Below are 16,754 nucleotides of genomic sequence, written 5' to 3'. Positions count from 1 at the left end.
GGCGTAATAAACCTTGCTCTATAGAAATAGGGTTATCAATATGAAATAAGTACGATATTCATTAACTTGATGCGATAAAAATAATATAAATGACATCACTATTCTCAAGGCCCACTTTATTGGCTTTGCTTGATCGTTCGGCAAATCATAAGTTAACTTTGATTGTGTCGCCGTCTGGCTATGGCAAGACAACCTTATTAAATCAATGGCAGTTAACCAGAGTTGATTTATTCATTGCCCACTTTTGTGTGCCTGATGAAAACTACAGTATGAATGCGGCATTGAATAAAATTCTATTGGAAGTAAAAAAGAAAACGCAGGTTATAGAAGCACCTTTATTTAATGTATTTACCCCAGATGTTCAGGTGGATGAACATCGATTGGTGGATACATTAATTCAAGTATTTGAATCGATAAGAAAAGAATTTTTTTTCGTTATTGATGATTTTCAATTTTTAAGCAAGCCTTATGAAAACCGTATACTTAATAAACTATTAGAGCGATTACCGAGTCATATTCACTTTATATTTTCGAGTCGCTCAATACCCAATATTAATCTAGTGCCGCTTAAACTAAATGATGCCGTACTTATGATTGATAGTCATGACTTGGCGCTGTTAGATGATGACGTTCAGCAACTATCAAAATCTATCTGTCATTATGAGCTAACAGGCTATGATATTGAGTTAATTGCAAAGCGAACAGAAGGTTGGTTTTCAGGAGTGAAAATTGCATTATTAGCAATTAATGAACATGGTCTTGATTTTGTTAAAAATTTAGAAGAAGAGCGTTTGGATATCATGGATTGTTTTTTTCTTGATATTTATAACTCACTGAGCGAAGAAGGCCGTCACTTCTTTTTATTTAGTGCATTATTTAAGCGTTTTAATGAATCATTATGTAATCAAGTGTTAGGCCGTGATGACTCAGGTAAATTTATTCGCTACCTAATGAATCGATCCGCTTTTATTATTCAAGATGCGGCACACCCAGGTTGGTATCGTTATCATACATTATTAAGTGATTTTTTGAGTAAGCAGCTTTCACAGTTCAGTAAAGATTCGAAACTTAAAGATTTACATCAATTAAGTGCAGTTGCCTGTATTGAAATGAAAGACTTTGAATTAGCCGCTTATCATTGTCGGTTAACGCATAATCATGGTTTCATTGACCAGACACTGCAGCAGTGCTGTGACTATTGGCTTAAGTTGGGCGATTTTAGTTGTGTCATTCAATGGCTTGATTCTTTGGGTGAGGATGTTTTATTGAAAAACAAAACGCTATCGCTTAATTATGCTTATGCACTTGTTTTTTCTCGGCGGTTTAATCAAGCTCATTATTTTTTATCACTGTTGAACGTTTCGAATTCACAATGTACCTGTCATGAAAGTAAGCTTGATTTTGAGTTTTTAACATTAAGTTTGACACTGTTTCAGCAAGATGAAGCCTTTTCAGATAGAAGCACGATTGAACGTTTATTAAGTCCTGCTAATTCAAGTGAGAATCGAATGTCTTTACTTGTTATCGCAGCTTATTTTGAAATGCAACGAGGCCAGTTAGATGAAGCTTTGCGGCTAGCGCATCATGCAAAATCAATATTAGCCCATAAAGGTTATGTGTTTTTACAATGTTACGCCGACTTGATAATAGCATTGTGTGACCGCTATACCGGTCGAGGCTTGCAAGCTATTCAGTATGTTTCAAAATTGTATCAATCAAAAAAAATGATACAGGGCAGTATGCCTTGGTTGTGTATGAATGTTGCAATGATGGTTGTAAAATATGAGCAAAATGAACTGTCGGCATCATATGACCTTTGCCAAATGATATTGCCTTATGTTAACCATGCATGTATTACTGAAGTGATTGCCACTGTGTATTTGTATTTTTCTCGATTGCAATTTGACTTTGGTAGTGTTCGTTCTGCGCGCACAGTGCTGGAGCAACTCAATCGAATTTTAATTCTAGGTAAGTATCCTCGATTCAAAATCCAAATTTTATGTGAGCGCATTCGCCAGTGCTATGTCAGTGGTGATCATGCTATGGCAGGGCGATTATTAAGTGAGAATAATATTAGCCTAAAAAACGAAGTAATGCCTAGTGCGGTATCCGGTACGTCGTTTGTTGAGACAAGTGAACGCAATATTTTGTGTGTTGGTTATGCCCATGCTTTGAATGCCCAGTATAAGGTAGCAAGGATTAAATTTGAACGGCTCGCGGATGATTTGTTATCACTGGGTTTAGTTAGCCGTTTTATAATTGCGAAATGTAATGCAATTGTAATGGAGTATCGATCAGGGGCAACGAAAAGTGCAATGAATCAAATGGACTTGCTTATTAAAAAATACAGTTTAAGCGTATTTTCTCGTAATGTGTTTGATGAAGCACCTGGGGTAAATCAAATTTTAACCGCACTAGAAAGCCATAATATTTTTTGCTTTCCTACGTTATTTTTAAGTGTTTATGATGATATATTTGACGATGTGGTGCCGGTTAAAGCAATGGATGTTGCCTCTTTAACAGAGAAAGAGTTTATGATTTTTCAGTTGCTTAAATCAGGTTTAAGCAACCAAAAAATCAGCGAAGAAACCGGCGTCGCTATTAGTACAACAAAATGGCATTTGAAAAATATTTATTACAAACTTGGGGTTAAAAATCGCACCGAAGCAATTGCAATGAATGCAAAACAAATCCTAGCATTAAACTAGTCAACCTTTACTTGGTAAATAAAATTAAAGGTAGGTGTAATGCCCGAAAAAGTCGGTTTGAAATTACCATTAAGGTTGAGCCTAAAATGCGTAATGTTAGGGTTGTAACCCTCTGAATCTACAGCTGTGCTTGGGTTGTAATTAAAGTTTGTACCATCGGTGCTAAATGAAATACTGTCAGAGGTGCTGCCTAAGCTATTAAAGGTATAATTTAGACCGCTTGCTTGGTTACCTGACCCGTTATTAAAAATAATTGGGCTACCAGCGGATAAATTACCCACAAACATTTTGTTTTTTGTATCGATGGCTTGAACCAGTACGGTGCTATTTAAGTCTGTGCTGATATTACCTAAATTTTGAGCGTTAACGGTGTGTCGCATCACAGCACCAGGAATGGCTTTAAAGTTTGAGGTGTTAATCGGGTCGCTAATAACTTGCACGTTTGAATCAAGCTGAATGTTAGGGTCACCGGCACAGTGAAAATAATTTGCTGCGGGAATAATAGTGTAGCCATTATTTGAGTTACTGCTCCAATATAAAAAATAAGCATCAGCCCCAGTATTTTCTTGCAAGCGGAATTCAAGTGGCGTGTAGCCTTTCGGTAATGATGTTAAGTTACCTGTACCTTGAGCGCTATTTGCAGCACCATGCAAACCATAATAAGCACTGGCAACATTGCCGTTGATTAATACTTCGACGGCATCATCTCCATCAATACCAAAATAGTTGTTATCTTTTTTGGTACTTGAATAAATATAGCCTTCTAGAATTAACAGAAATTTTTCATTACTGCCGCTATCAAATACATTGCCGCTGCTACTGCTGCTTTTATTGATACGATTAATAATAGTTTGCCCCATTAAGTAAGTCTGGGTAGCACGTGCATTGACTAAGCTTTGAAAAGCCGCTGCATTATTGATGTTCGTTGTGCCGTAACTTGAGATATCAAAAAAGCGTGCCAATAATCCAGGTTTAGGTGATGTGCATGCCGCGGGTACACCGGGGTCTTCTAAAAAGGTAATGTTGATCGTGACACTATTATTGCTGAGATCAGAATCCAGCCCGTTACCGCTGGCAGTCGCGATTATCGCGGCGCTACTGCCTGTCGTGGCATTGTTTGCCGTTACGGTTAGGGTCAATAGCGATGTCATCGCTTGGCCACTATTTAAGGGTTGATTGTAATCACATTGCACGGTGCTGGTTCCAGTACAGCTCCAGTTTGTGCCTGTGGTGCTATTAAGCGTAAACGCACTGGGTAAGGTAATCGTGGTACGGGTATTTGGAACGGCGGTTTTTGATGCTGCGTCTTTATTGTTAACTCTGAAAGAGAGTGTCTGCACTGAGTTCACAGCCCATGAATTACTGGTGGGTGTTGTGGTCAATTGTTCTAAGTCTGTGCCGCAGACGTCGTGGGCGCCAAAGGTGATCGTGGGTTCGGCAACAGGGCAGGCGCGTGAGCGAATATCAATGTTACTGGTTGAGAACGTTGTCCAAGGGGTTGATGAGTTTCCGCCAGGTTTATTAAACTGTACGGTAATACCGCCATCATTACCGGGCTCACCACCTATGACTTCTAGCTTGTGATAGCCGACGGGTAAATTAATTGTACCCTGTAAAATCTCACTGTTATTACTCCAGCTATTGGCCCACCAAAGATCAGAGTTCCACTTTTCATCTAAAGGCGTGCCATTTACATATAAACCGCCCCCCCAACCAAAGTCTGCACCATAACGGAAGCGCCAATTGCCGCTTTCACCACTCTTTACTTCAAAGAACGTTTCACTGTAAGCGATGAAGTTAGTTTTTCCACCGAACAAGGCGCCATTTGTGACGCCTGAAAAATTTGTAATAAACGTACAGCCGTAATTATTATTGTTGTCATTACCATTATTGAATATCGATTGGGCGTTATTGTAGCTATTTGGATTTTGATTCACATTTCGGCTATGGAATTTAATGCCGGGTTCAACAAAGGTAAAAGGCACATTGGCAAGTGCCGGTGCAGATGCGTTGCCATAATAAAGATAAACACCGTGATCGGCATTAGCGGCAAGGGTGGGAAAGCGTATCCAAATAGTGGCGGTTTTAGCGCTATCATTCCAGCTTTCGATCCAAAACTGTAGTGGCGTTGAATCGTTACTGTCATAGACTCTCAGGTCTACTCCGTTATTGCTCCAGCTATAGCGAGAATCGAAACTACTGCTGTTAATGGTTATCTTGACCTGATAATTGGTCAGGGTTGACCCACTGTTTTCTTTGACGTTAACGGCGGTACGAAACGGCCAGTCACAAGACTGTCTCGCATGACTAGAAAAAGAGACCAACAGAATCAAGCAAAAAACAAAATATACGCGCAGCATGCAACACCTTAAGGCGGCTATGAAAATTTATTGTACCGCGCGTGAGTATACCTGAGATTCAACTTATTTTAAGACCTATGATGATGCTTCATAAGGAAGGGTGATGATCACGCACAGGCCCTGTGGTGAATGGGCTTGCGCTATAATGTGACCACTATGCAGCTCGATAGCCCGTTTGCTGATTGCTAGCCCCAATCCATGCCCGCCGCTGCTGCGTTCACGGGCCTCACTAATGCGGTAAAATGGTTTGAATATCTCTTCTAATTGTTGATGGCTAACCCCTGGGCCTTGGTCGCAACAGCGTATTACGATATTGGTTTGTTCTTGAGTAATATCGACTTTAATTGGCTCATTGCCTTGATGGTAATACTGGGCATTTTTTAAGACGTTTTCAATTGCACTGCGTAACAATTGCTGATTGGCCACAAGGTTAATGTCTTGCTGGATGTCGGTTGATAGTGCAATTTGGTTATTGGGGTGACTAAAGTTGAGGTCGTCGCAAATATGACTCAGTAAACGGGTGATGCTCACGTTATCTTGAAAAGCCAGAGACGGGTCTAACTCATAGGCTGGCAAGTTTAATAAGGTGTTAATAATGGCATTGATTTGCTCGCATTCTTTTTCAATGCGAGCGATATCAATTTGGTCATCGCTAATGTTTAAGCGTTTTTTACATAGTTCTAATGCTAGTTGTAAGCGAGCCACTGGGCTGCGCAGTTCGTGACTAATGTCTTGAATTAAATGCTTATGGGATGAAATGGTTTTCTCTAGGCGGTCGGCCATATGGTCAAAGTCATGGGCCAGTAGTGAGACCTCACCATGGCGACCTTTCATATCGTCCTGTACGCGAATCGATAAATCCCCCGATGCGAGTTTTTGTGTGGCATTACGCAATAATATAATGGGTTTAACAATATAAAGGGCTAACAAATAGCTGATGAGTCCACTGATTAAAATGGCCGAAACAACAAAGCCTAACCATTGCTCAGCAATGATATTGTGCATGGGGGGCTTATGATCATGACTGCGTATTAACACATTCACGTTGTGCCCATCAGGTAGCAATAAATAGCGACCCACCATAATAAAGCCTTTACGGTTACGGTGAATAAATGGGTGAGTGGGTGATAATTTACTATTGATCCGGTTGAGTCCGCGCGGGAGCTTACGTTCTAATATCTCTTCACCATCGTTGACGATATAAATACGACGAGTATCACGGGGGTCTTGCTGGGCAAACCACTCTGCCACTAGCGCATAATCAGTGCTCAGTAATTTGAGTGTGAGGGTTTCGCTTGTTTTGATTGGCGGAATACTATGCATAGCGTGATCATCATCTTTTTGCGTGATGAAAATCAGCACGGTGGCGAGCACCACCAAAACAAGTGTTAGCCAAAAGCTAAAGAGAATACGACCGGTTAAACCAAAGTGTTGCAACATATTTATTCAGGCTTAAGTAAGTAGCCACTGCCTCTTTGGTTGATAATAATGTCAGCTTGGGCACCGGCTTCAATTAGTTTTTTACGAAGGTTACTGACGTGTACATCAATGCTGCGATCATACCGAGTAAGGCGACGGCCTAAGGCTTCTTCACACAGTGTTTCTTTGGTGACAATCATGCCTTGGCGTTGATGCAATGATTCTAGCGTTTTGAACTCAGCACCGGTTAACTTTAATGTATTTGATTGATAGCTGGCTTCTAGTCTGCGCGAATCAATCGTAAATTGATCTTGAGTATTGCTGCTGACACTTTGTGAACGGCGCAAAATGGCATTAATACGTGCCAGTAACTCTCGCGGGTTACATGGTTTGGGAACATAATCGTCAGCCCCTAGCTCTAGACCTAAAATTCGGTCAACATCGTCACCCTTGGCTGTTAGCATTAAAGTCGGTGTGTTAATGCTGTCTTGACGCATTTTTTTAAGCACTTCAATACCGTTCATATAGGGCAGCATGACATCAAGAATAATCAGGTCATAATGCTTCTCACTGGCCATACTGAGGCCATCGCTGCCATTGAACGCGGCGTCGACGCAAAAACCTTCTGCTGTTAGGTATTCACACAGCAGCTCAGATAGGGCTTGGTCGTCATCAATTAATAGTATTGTATTCATGTTGTCATTTTCGTGTCTTCAATTAAAAGATACAAGCGGGTTGAGAGCACTTTACCCTACTTTACGCTCTCTTAGCCCTACTTAATATTGTAGTTTATATACTGGTTGTGACTTCATTGAAATCAACAGGAGAACCCAATGAATACAAGTCGTAATACAATCAAATTCGTAATCGCCGCTGTACTGGGTGGTTTACTATCACTGTCGGTTATGGCATTTCCGGGACACCATGATGGTCGACTGGCCAAAGCATTAGATTTAACGGATGCTCAAATAACACAGCTTAAAAGCATGCGCAAAAACCACAAAGCCAATAGAAAACAAACGAAAGATGCCATGAAAGCGTTGAATGAAAAAACTCAAGCGTTGATGAGCAACTACAGTGATGCACAAGCGCAAGTGATTGCAGAAGAATCAGCGGCGATGCATAAAGCGCGAGTATTAACAAAACTGCAACACCAGCAAGCGCTTTATGCCATGTTAGATGACGACCAAAAAAAGAAATTCTTAGAAATTATGGCCAAACACCCTAAGAAAAACAGAAAGCATAAGCATTCAGATCGTATGGACGATGATCAAGGTGAAGATAACCAAGACGATTAACGTTCTACAAACTATAAAATATAGAAAGACAGCAGGCCATGTGAAACCATGCCTGCTTTTTTTATGTTTGAATTTATATTACCGGCGCCACTCAATCCCTTCTATTTAAAATCTCTAGTTCATCAAACATACTTATTTTCTTCATATAGTTTTTATGTGTTTGTCATCTTTGCTCACTACCGTGTCGCACAGGAAATCACTCCTGATCAAATAATTATAAGGACAGCATGATGGGATTAATAAAAACACCACTGATTAATGCGATGTTGATTGCAACCTTGGGGATGCTAACGGCGTGCGGCAGCGATGATGGTAAGAATGGCGAAATAGGTGCTGTCGGTAAAAGCGGTACAGATGGCGCACCAGGTGCCAATGGCGCAGATGGCAATAACGGTACAAATGGGAACAACGGTACAGATGGTACAGATGGTGCGGATGGTACGGATGGTACGGATGGTACGGATGGTACGGATGGTAAAAGCGGCACAGATGCAGGTTTAATGACAGCGGGACTTACTCGCTTAGCAACCGTACCTGCGGGCGCTGAAGTAACAGGTGCGTTTGTAACAGAAGACGGTGACCTGTTTTTTAATTTACAGCATCCTTCTGCTGCAAATGAAATTGCTGATGCCGATGGCGTGTTACTAAATAAAGGGACGGTTGGTGTACTTAAAGGTTTAAATATAAATAAGTTACCAAAGAACTTAACGTCATCACCTGTCCCTCAGTCTGATAAAGAGCGTCAAACAGTGATGAGTGCGTATGGCGAATACCAAGTCGTTGCTCAAGCAGGTGAAACCTTTGGTGGCGCGATTCCAAATGGTCTAGGCATGATCTATGACAAGAACGGTACTGCTGCGGTGAATTCATCTGGCTGGCCTGACTTTAACGGTTTTGTATCTACTGGCCCTAATGCTGGATATTTGTTCACTAACTGGGAGTCTGTACCGGGTGGTATGAGCCGTTTGAAATTAAATAAATCTAACGAAGGTTGGATGGTTGATTCAAGCGATGTGATGATGCTGGACTTCGGTCAATGGGGAACGACAGCAAACTGTTTTGGGTCTGTTTCACCTTGGGGAACCCCCCTTACTTCTGAAGAATGGGGCAACTTTGGTGATAATACCCATGCTTGGGATAACGCCAATGTGGAAGATGGCCGCCGTGACTTATTAAAAGCTTATCAAGATCCAACCAATGCTCAACCAAATGTTGTGCCTAATACATATCGCCTGCATTACATTGTTGAAATCACAAATCCTTTAGCAGCCAATCCGGTTCCTGTTAAACGTTATGCAATGGGGCGTTTCGAACATGAGAATTCTATTGTCATGCCGGATCGTAAAACCGTTTACTTATCGCAAGACGATACAAATGGTGTGATGTTTAAATTTGTAGCTGATACCGCAGAAGATCTAAGCGTCGGTACGTTATATGGCGCTAAGATTACGCAAGACATGGGTAGCACTGAGCCATTGACCACAGGTTTTGATGTCACTTGGATTGAACTGGCTAGCGGTGACCAAGCTGAAATTGAAACGTGGATCGCAGAGTATGACAATGTTGAATACCGCACCAGTGGCAACACCAGTTATCTAACGGATATTGATGCGCAAGCATGGGCGGATGGTAATGCGACTTATCCAAGCATCCTTGATGGTGGTGGTAAGATAACGGCTGGTAAAGCCATGGATAATCGAGTTGCCTTTTTAGAGTCGCGTAAAGCGGCACGTGCTAAAGGCGCAACCGCTGAATGGCGAAAATTTGAAGGCATTTACATCAACCAAAAACGTGCAGAAGAAGCGGTTGAAGGTACCGATTTGGTCGCTGGCGAAGAGGTGACGGATGCTTATGTGTATTTTGCTATTGCTGATATGGATAAAGGCATGATTGATAACGTTGGTGATATTCAGCTATCTGCTCGTGTGAAAGATTGTGGTGGCGTATACCGCATGAAACTTGAAGCGAACTACGATGTATCGCGTATTGAGCCTGTCATAATGGGATCAACTTATCGTTCATCATTAACGGGCGCTGAGCGTTGTGATGTAAATGGTTTATCACAGCCAGATAACGTGATTGTAATGGACGATGGCCGTATTCTTCTAGGTGAAGATGGCTTCCAAGAAAACAATACACTTTGGTTGTACAACCCAAAAGTGAATGATTAATTAGTAACTATTTTTAATTAGTCATTAAATTGTAAAAAGGGCAGCTTAGGCTGCCCTTTTTATTAATAAGAATATGAGAAGTTTATGAAACGCCTTTTGCTAATCGGAATATTCTTCCTTAACAGTGCGTGCAGTGATAATGGCGCAACTCCTGAACTATTTGAATCGGCACAGGCTAATAATATCGAAGCGATGGATTATATCTCACATGGTGAAACATATAACCCAGAAGCCGTCATACCGCCTCAGTGCTATACAAAAACAGAAGGCAAGCACAACCCTTGTTATGTTTGTCATCAGTCATACAGCGATAAACAACGCTCAAATCAAATGCGGGATGGCACACTGCAAGGCAGTTATGATTTCTCAGATGTTGGTTTAAAAAACAGTTGGAAAAACCTGTTTATAGATCGTACCGAGCAAATAAACAAAATCAGCGATCAAACCATTCTTAACTATATCAATGAAGATAACTATGCTCCGCTCATTAAATGGATGAAAGGTGATGAGTGGTCGGGTGTGATACCTGAAATTAAAAATTTCTCAAAAGGCGCAGAGGCTTTTGATGACAACGGTCTAGCCCGTGATGGCAGTATGTGGGTTGCCTTTAATTATAAGCCCATGCCCAGTATGTTTTGGCCAACCAATGGCTCAACCGACGATGTTATGATTCGTCTACCAAAAGAATTTTATCAATTAGCGGGTGAGCGTAATTTAGATGCTTATTTCGTTAACTTGGCATTAATTGAAATTTCAATTTTAGAATTAGATGAAACAACGATTATGCCCGTGAATGAAAAAAAGATGAATGTGGATATTAATGGCAACGGTGTCATGGAGAGCCGTGTTGATCGAGTTAAGCGACGTTCACATTTTGTCGGTGATGCACAAAATATTAAACTTGAGCATATGCTTTATCCTAAGGGAACTGAGTTTTTACACAGTGTGCGTTATGTGGGTTTAAATGATAATGGTTCCGTTAAAGTGTCTGCGCGGTTAAAAGAATTGCGTTATATGAAAAAGCACACACTCTTTCCGCTGTCTCGTATTCGTCAAGCTTACTATGGCGAAGCGAAAGAGAAGCATTTTGAAAATTTGCCCGCGGTATCTGACTTTGGTGATCGTGGCTTTGCAAATGGTTTTGGCTGGTTAATATGGGGGTTTATTGAGGACGAGAAAGGCCAGTTACGTAAGCAGGCGCAAGAAGAGCAATTCTTTTGTGCTGGCTGTCATAAAACCATTGGCACAACCATTGATCAAACCTTTTCGTTTCCACGCAAATTAGCGGGCGCTGATGGCTGGGGTTATATTGATTTAACGAAACTCATTGATGCACCCAATCGAGGAGAAGAAAAGGGTGAATTTGTTACCTACATGGAGCGCGTGCAAGGCGGTGATGAATTTAGACAAAACTCAGAAATGATCGAACGCTGGTTTAATCAAGATGGCACATTGAAATACGCCAAGATCGAAGCACTGCCATCTATCTATGAACTCATTACCCCATCAAAAGAACGAGCTTTAGCACTCAACAAAGCGTATTTGACCATTGTAAAAGAGCAGAGCTTTCTGTTTGGTCGTGACCCTGTGCTGACACCTAATAAAAACGTGTTTGAAGAAATTAACAGTGAGGTTCCGCCATTAGAAAAACAGCACCGTTATGAATGGGACATTCGTCTTGCTTGGCCAAACCAATAAAAGAGGCACACCATGATGTTGCTAGCGGATGAATACTTAGTGTTTATAGGGGCCAGTACGTTAATGGCCCTGGGTATTGGTATTGATGCCGCATTGGCAACGTTTGTTCGTGCTAATCATTTTAAAAAGCCGTGGCAGGCGGCTTATTGGATTGGCGGTGTCGTCGCCACCCATACATTGTTTCCAATGGTCGGATATCTATTGGCTTATATGAGTGTGCAACATGTGCCCGTTCTTGCGCCAGTCATTGGTGTCGTGGCATTTATTTTGGTGGCGCATTTTTTATATGGTGAATTAATACAACGTAATGAAGAGGAGGCGTGCGGAGCATCATGGATAACGATTGGGCTTATTTTAGCGGTGAGCTGGGATGCGCTCTGGTCTGGCCCGGCTAAGTCAGCTCAAGTGCTAGACTGGTCACAATGGATGATTTGGTTGTCATTTTTATGGGTAGGGGCATTGGTGTGTGCGTTGTGCGTGGTTAGCTTTTACTTAGGCAAGCGTTGCATGACGATTATTAAAGATAACCCAACGTTTTTACCTTATGTCTTATGGATACAATTTAGTGTCATTGGTTATTTTGGCTTATTAGCATTGTTTCGCTACACCTTTAACTGGCCACTTCATGAGGCAATGATTTTTTTATTAAGCGGTAGTATTATTTATTTTATTCAATGGCGACAAAAACAGTTTCAGTCGGCATCTTGGCAAACGTAATTAAAAATTATTTTTTTCTTTAACCGCTATTTCTTCCCCTGCTGCATTAGTGAGTAACCAACCACGAATGCGCCGTGAAATAATATTATGAGTTTGAGTTAGGTCTGGCTTTATCGCAGGCAAATACAATTGCATGTATTTTGTATTTTGATTTCTTAGCATTGTGCCTTTTCGAGTTTTAATACTGTGAGCCATTTCAGCTGATTGATCCGTTACAATATCAAGCATGGGAATATTCAATTTAGCGAGACTCTCATTGAGCGCGACCTTAGGGTAATCACTGCTTTTTGCGTCAATTAAGATCAGAGCATAGCCGACACTGCTACCGTCTAGACGTTTTTCAAGTACTTTAGCGGCCCAGTTAGCGCTGTAACCGTTTGCAATAATGACTAAGTTATATTGTCCTAGTTCATTTAATTTATTCAGGCTGTCTTCAACGCGTAATACCATATTTTCAAGAAAGACATCTTCTGCGGGGATGGCAGGTTGCGATAGCAATTCAGGTGTTATAGCGGGGTTAAAATCGGGTACTTCATCTATGTTATTGGCTATGGCGTCTAAAGCATCACCGGCTGGCGCATCTTCTTCTGTGGTAGGGTTTTCCGCGGCATCTTCTGGGTTTTCTGGCGCATTATTTTCGGCTGTATTGTCGGCGTTATTCTCAGATGATTCTGGTGCAGTCTGAGTATCATTTACGGCAGCTGTATCCTCGCTTGGGGTTGTTGATGCTGGAGGCGCGATGGCTGGCATGGGTTTTTGAATGTATTGCTCAAAGAAAACGCTTAAGGTATTCCAGCCATAATCAGGCAAATACTCTCGGATCGGAGAGACGGTATTAGGCCAGTGCGCGTGCTGTGCAATATCATGCAAAATCAACACACCACCTTGTGGCTTGCCTGTATTTTCCGGCAAATATAATCCGGCAAAAGGGCCGTTATTGCCGTTCATTTCAATGATTTCATCTTCACGTTGAAATAATTTCAAGTGGCGCAAAGTTTCAGCCATGCGCTGCTTGGCCTTGTCAGGCGTTATGTAAACCAAAGACTGACGTTCGGCTTGAGGTTCTGTTTCGTTTGTACCGGCTGCGCCTTCTTCTGTGGAGGCTTCTTGCGATGTTGCCTCGGTAGTATCCGCCGGGGCGGGTTCCTCATCTTCTGCGGCCCATAGTGGCCAAGATAAAACGAAAAGAATGATGCACTGTATAATAAACATGACATAAGCCAATGGGGTTTGTCTGTATGATTCAAGACCCATGCCACGCAATCAAATATCAATTAAATAAGGTGTTTGATCATCAATTGATTATCTTTATGGGCCAGCTGCGCAAGTAATAACTCAGCGGTGGCGATGGCATCGGTTAAGGCGTTATGAGCCGGATAAGGCGGAAGATGATATCGGTTGCGAATATTCGCCAATGTAAGGTCACCATTTTTAATGGGTTGTTCTGTGCGATCTAAATATTTTTTTTCAAGCTGTAATGTGTCAATAACAGGCAGTAATAATTTAGCGTAAAATATTTTTTTGCTGTCACTATTTAAAAACCGTAAATCCATCGGGCAATGATGAAATACCAATACATGACCCGTGGCGGCTTGGATAAATGCGCATAAAGCTTGTTCTGATGTTAGCCCTTTTTCTAGTTGGCAATCCCGAATTTGATGTATGGTGGCGCTATCACCCACGGTGTTCATATTTTTTAAATATAAATGTTGTGCGCTGTTGAGTTGAATTTTACCATTGTTAATTACGACCCAGCCAATACTGACCATTTCACCATCACTGGGTGACAGGCTAGTGGTTTCAATATCCACTACAAGCAACTTACTTTTTTGCCAAGGCTGTTTATATAATGAATGTGACGCTTGCCAAGCATTTATTAACCAAGGGTGGATGGAGTGTTTATGATACCGAGCATGGCACAGAGCAATCAAACGTTTAGCATATAAGCGCCACATTAACCTAACCCTTGACGATACTGGTTTTTCGCAGACAATTGCGATTCTTTTACGATACTAAACGCGTCTTTTAATTGCTTGCGCAGCAGCTTACTCATGTTGTCAGGGTTTAAATAATGGTTTGGCGGGCTGCCTTTAATAATCTGTTGTGCTTGGCTTTCAATACGCGCTTGCATGACAACGCGTAGAGCATCTTGCAGATTACGACTGTCGACCATGCTCATGGCTTTGCAATTAGCCAGCGCCTGTAATCGCTCTAATGTGTTTACGGCAGCCACTTTATGGGCAAGTGAATGCAAGCGTACAATATCGACAATAGGAAGAATGCCGCGTTTTTTAACGTTCACTTGATCTTCATGCTCGCCATTTTGCTCAACTACAAAACGTCTAAAAATACCTAAGGGTGGCACATTACTTAATGCATTTTGGGTGAGTGCGGCTAAGAAAATACTATTGCTGCTGGTTTTTTCTAACATATAACGTTGTAATTCTTCACATAACGATTGATCACCGTGCACACAACGCAAATCAAAAAATATACTCACGCGCATGACGGCATCATCGGTTGGGCTACGTGTCCAGCGATCAACCGTTACTTGCCATTCATGTAACGGTTGGCGCCACTCATTTGTGGTGGCCATAACTTTACCAAGGCAGTAATCATATCCACAGGCATCAAGGCCGTCACAGACATAAGTGGCCAATTGTTCAAACCAAATTTTATCCTTTGGTTGCATGCTGTTATCAATAATTAAACCGTTATCTTGGTCTGCGCCCAGTAGTTGTTCGGCTCGGCCTTGAGAGCCAAATCCCAGCCAGCAATAGGGGACAGGTGCAGGCCCTAATTGTTGCTCCGCAAATTGAATTAATTTTTGAGTAATGGCATCACTAATCGCAGTAAAAATATGACTTACTTGGTGGGCGCGAATGCCAGCATGCACCCACTGCACTAATAAGCTGGGTAATGATTTCGCAATATCGATTAAAGGCGCAAGCTCGGTTTGTCGGCTAATGTGTTGCACTAAATAAACAGGATCATCTTGCTTGGCGCGCATCAAATCGGATGCACTAATCATCCCGATTAACATTTGGTGACGCATGACGGGTAAATGATGAATACCTTGTTGAGTCATGCTGAGTGTTGCATCAAACAGTGTTTGTTCTTGTTCAATGGTCTTTGGTTGTTCGGTCATGATGACCGAAACATGCGCTGTTAAGTCCAATCCTTGTGCGACAGCTCGTGAGCGAATATCTCGATCTGTGACAATGCCAACCAGTTTGTTCTCTTGCAATACTAATACGGATGAAATCCGCTTTTCGCTCATATAGGCCGCGCATTGTTGAATGGTTGTGTCGGGAGTGATGGTAAAAAGTTGACCGCTAATGATGTCTTGAATGGGGCGCATCATGTCGCTTGGGTTTTGTTCGTGGCGGGCGGCACGGCGTAAGCGTCGTGAACGCTGTGAATTAAAAAAACGGTCAAAGTAACGAAATTCTAAGCGCAGTTGTTGATAAAAAATTTCGGGTAAATAATAAATTATGCTGTCTTCAATGAGTACCGCGTAAATGCCTGGGTTTTCTTTATTTAAACCCACGAGATTAAAACTGAAGCCTTCGCCAACTCGTTCTAATAATCGATCTGTATTATTACGAATTTCAACTGCGCCGCTTCTTACGATGCGTAAGCCAGCTTCATCATCATCTTTTTGAAAAACAGTGCCTTGCCTGTGATAACTGATTTCAATGTGATTAACGATTCGATTCACTTGCTCTATAGGCAGTTCATCAAAGGGAATGCACTCGACAATATAATCCCGAATGCTTTCAAGTTCTGGTTTTAAATAGGTATCACTATCTGAAGTCTTCATCGTAGCTGGTTTCATAGTTAATAAAGGCTAGCGAGGTATCACCATAGTACAGCGTGTGATTAGCCGATGCGGCTAATTGTAGGCGATCTATTTTTAAATCTGGATTCATAATATCAAGTGACCACTTTAAGCCTTTTTCATCAAGAGCACGCATACTCATTGGTGCAATGTCGTGATCTTGATTAATAACATGGGCGGCAATGATGCCATCTAACGGATGTTTAGACTCCAGTGTCAGTACAACTTGTACGTCACTGGCCCACTGTGCTTTGACGTGTACTTCGAAGTCACCGTTTTTTAAATCACAACCGCCGCTTGGATAACGGCAGTTTGATTTTTCAATTAATTCAACTTGCTCACCAGGTTTTGCGGCATGAGGTGTCTCTGACACAATAGAATCAATTGCAAAATAACTGATGATCGCCAGCACTGGCGCGACAATTAACGAGACCACGACGTGTTTGTTTTTAAACATATTAATACCTATTTCGCGTATCGATCATAAAAAGAAAAAGGACCCCGGTAAAATATACCGGGGCCATGCCCGAATCGAAAGGCTA

At 41.7% G+C, this 16,754-nt stretch carries 12 protein-coding genes; 5 read left to right on the top strand and 7 right to left on the bottom strand.

From position 1 onward, the window contains the following. Positions 1–89 precede the first annotated feature (89 nt). On the top strand, positions 90–2,708 hold the full coding sequence (locus ACU6U9_RS02080; RefSeq protein ID WP_446733425.1) for a LuxR C-terminal-related transcriptional regulator: 2,619 nt from the start codon (positions 90–92) through the stop codon (positions 2,706–2,708). Here ACU6U9_RS02080 and ACU6U9_RS02075 read toward each other — a convergent pair. From ACU6U9_RS02075 to ACU6U9_RS02065, 3 genes are all read right to left on the bottom strand, one after another. After that, the gene (locus ACU6U9_RS02075; RefSeq protein ID WP_446733424.1) at positions 2,705–5,068 is read right to left on the bottom strand and encodes a CCXG family PEP-CTERM protein; all 2,364 of its coding nucleotides are present in this window, start codon (positions 5,066–5,068) and stop codon (positions 2,705–2,707) included. The genes ACU6U9_RS02080 and ACU6U9_RS02075 overlap by 4 nt on opposite strands. A gap of 75 nt (positions 5,069–5,143) precedes the next feature. Further along, entirely contained in the window at positions 5,144–6,508 is a 1,365-nt protein-coding gene (locus ACU6U9_RS02070) for an ATP-binding protein (RefSeq protein ID WP_446733423.1), read from the bottom strand. Positions 6,509–6,510: 2 nt separating this feature from the next. After that, positions 6,511–7,182 (bottom strand): response regulator transcription factor, encoded by a 672-nt coding sequence (locus ACU6U9_RS02065; protein ID WP_446733422.1) that lies wholly within the window; start codon positions 7,180–7,182, stop codon positions 6,511–6,513. A 138-nt stretch (positions 7,183–7,320) separates the two neighbouring features. Between ACU6U9_RS02065 and ACU6U9_RS02060 the strand changes: the two genes are divergently transcribed. From ACU6U9_RS02060 to ACU6U9_RS02045, 4 genes are all read left to right on the top strand, one after another. Beyond that, entirely contained in the window at positions 7,321–7,785 is a 465-nt protein-coding gene (locus ACU6U9_RS02060; protein WP_446733421.1) for a Spy/CpxP family protein refolding chaperone, read from the top strand. A gap of 227 nt (positions 7,786–8,012) precedes the next feature. Further along, complete coding sequence (locus ACU6U9_RS02055; RefSeq protein WP_446733420.1) at positions 8,013–9,956, top strand: alkaline phosphatase PhoX; 1,944 nt, start codon at positions 8,013–8,015, stop codon at positions 9,954–9,956. Between the two features lie 84 nt (positions 9,957–10,040). After that, on the top strand, positions 10,041–11,654 hold the full coding sequence (locus ACU6U9_RS02050) for a hypothetical protein (RefSeq protein ID WP_446733419.1): 1,614 nt from the start codon (positions 10,041–10,043) through the stop codon (positions 11,652–11,654). A 12-nt stretch (positions 11,655–11,666) separates the two neighbouring features. After that, on the top strand, positions 11,667–12,371 hold the full coding sequence (locus ACU6U9_RS02045) for a manganese efflux pump (protein ID WP_446733418.1): 705 nt from the start codon (positions 11,667–11,669) through the stop codon (positions 12,369–12,371). On the opposite strand, the gene ACU6U9_RS02040 is transcribed toward ACU6U9_RS02045, so the two are convergent. The 4 genes from ACU6U9_RS02040 to ACU6U9_RS02025 all read right to left on the bottom strand — a co-directional run bounded on the left by ACU6U9_RS02040 (position 12,372) and on the right by ACU6U9_RS02025 (position 16,669). Next, complete coding sequence (locus ACU6U9_RS02040) at positions 12,372–13,583, bottom strand: DUF3530 family protein (RefSeq protein WP_446733417.1); 1,212 nt, start codon at positions 13,581–13,583, stop codon at positions 12,372–12,374. 62 nt (positions 13,584–13,645) lie between these two features. Next, positions 13,646–14,326 (bottom strand): 3'-5' exonuclease, encoded by a 681-nt coding sequence (locus tag ACU6U9_RS02035; RefSeq protein WP_446733416.1) that lies wholly within the window; start codon positions 14,324–14,326, stop codon positions 13,646–13,648. Then, positions 14,326–16,194: a DUF294 nucleotidyltransferase-like domain-containing protein gene (locus ACU6U9_RS02030; RefSeq protein ID WP_446733415.1), complete on the bottom strand. Its 1,869-nt coding sequence runs from the start codon at positions 16,192–16,194 to the stop codon at positions 14,326–14,328. The genes ACU6U9_RS02035 and ACU6U9_RS02030 overlap by 1 nt, the downstream gene beginning before the upstream one ends. Then, positions 16,178–16,669 carry a hypothetical protein gene (locus tag ACU6U9_RS02025; RefSeq protein WP_446733414.1) on the bottom strand — a complete coding sequence of 164 codons (492 nt, stop codon included), beginning with the start codon at positions 16,667–16,669 and terminating at the stop codon, positions 16,178–16,180. Before ACU6U9_RS02025 ends, ACU6U9_RS02030 begins: the two co-directional genes overlap by 17 nt. Positions 16,670–16,754: the final 85 nt, after the last annotated feature.

The organism is Pseudomonas sp. HK3 (genome assembly GCF_052920985.1).
This window is presented reverse-complemented; position numbering and strand designations above follow the sequence as displayed.

Bases quoted from the DNA above. Each gene is read 5' to 3' on its own strand.
- ACU6U9_RS02080 (WP_446733425.1), top strand. From the start codon at position 90: ATGACATCACTATTCTCAAGGCCCACTTTATTGGCTTTGCTTGATCGT.
- ACU6U9_RS02075 (WP_446733424.1), bottom strand. From the start codon at position 5,068: ATGCTGCGCGTATATTTTGTTTTTTGCTTGATTCTGTTGGTCTCTTTT.
- ACU6U9_RS02070 (WP_446733423.1), bottom strand. From the start codon at position 6,508: ATGTTGCAACACTTTGGTTTAACCGGTCGTATTCTCTTTAGCTTTTGG.
- ACU6U9_RS02065 (WP_446733422.1), bottom strand. From the start codon at position 7,182: ATGAATACAATACTATTAATTGATGACGACCAAGCCCTATCTGAGCTG.
- ACU6U9_RS02060 (WP_446733421.1), top strand. From the start codon at position 7,321: ATGAATACAAGTCGTAATACAATCAAATTCGTAATCGCCGCTGTACTG.
- ACU6U9_RS02055 (WP_446733420.1), top strand. From the start codon at position 8,013: ATGATGGGATTAATAAAAACACCACTGATTAATGCGATGTTGATTGCA.
- ACU6U9_RS02050 (WP_446733419.1), top strand. From the start codon at position 10,041: ATGAAACGCCTTTTGCTAATCGGAATATTCTTCCTTAACAGTGCGTGC.
- ACU6U9_RS02045 (WP_446733418.1), top strand. From the start codon at position 11,667: ATGATGTTGCTAGCGGATGAATACTTAGTGTTTATAGGGGCCAGTACG.
- ACU6U9_RS02040 (WP_446733417.1), bottom strand. From the start codon at position 13,583: ATGTTTATTATACAGTGCATCATTCTTTTCGTTTTATCTTGGCCACTA.
- ACU6U9_RS02035 (WP_446733416.1), bottom strand. From the start codon at position 14,326: ATGTGGCGCTTATATGCTAAACGTTTGATTGCTCTGTGCCATGCTCGG.
- ACU6U9_RS02030 (WP_446733415.1), bottom strand. From the start codon at position 16,194: ATGAAGACTTCAGATAGTGATACCTATTTAAAACCAGAACTTGAAAGC.
- ACU6U9_RS02025 (WP_446733414.1), bottom strand. From the start codon at position 16,669: ATGTTTAAAAACAAACACGTCGTGGTCTCGTTAATTGTCGCGCCAGTG.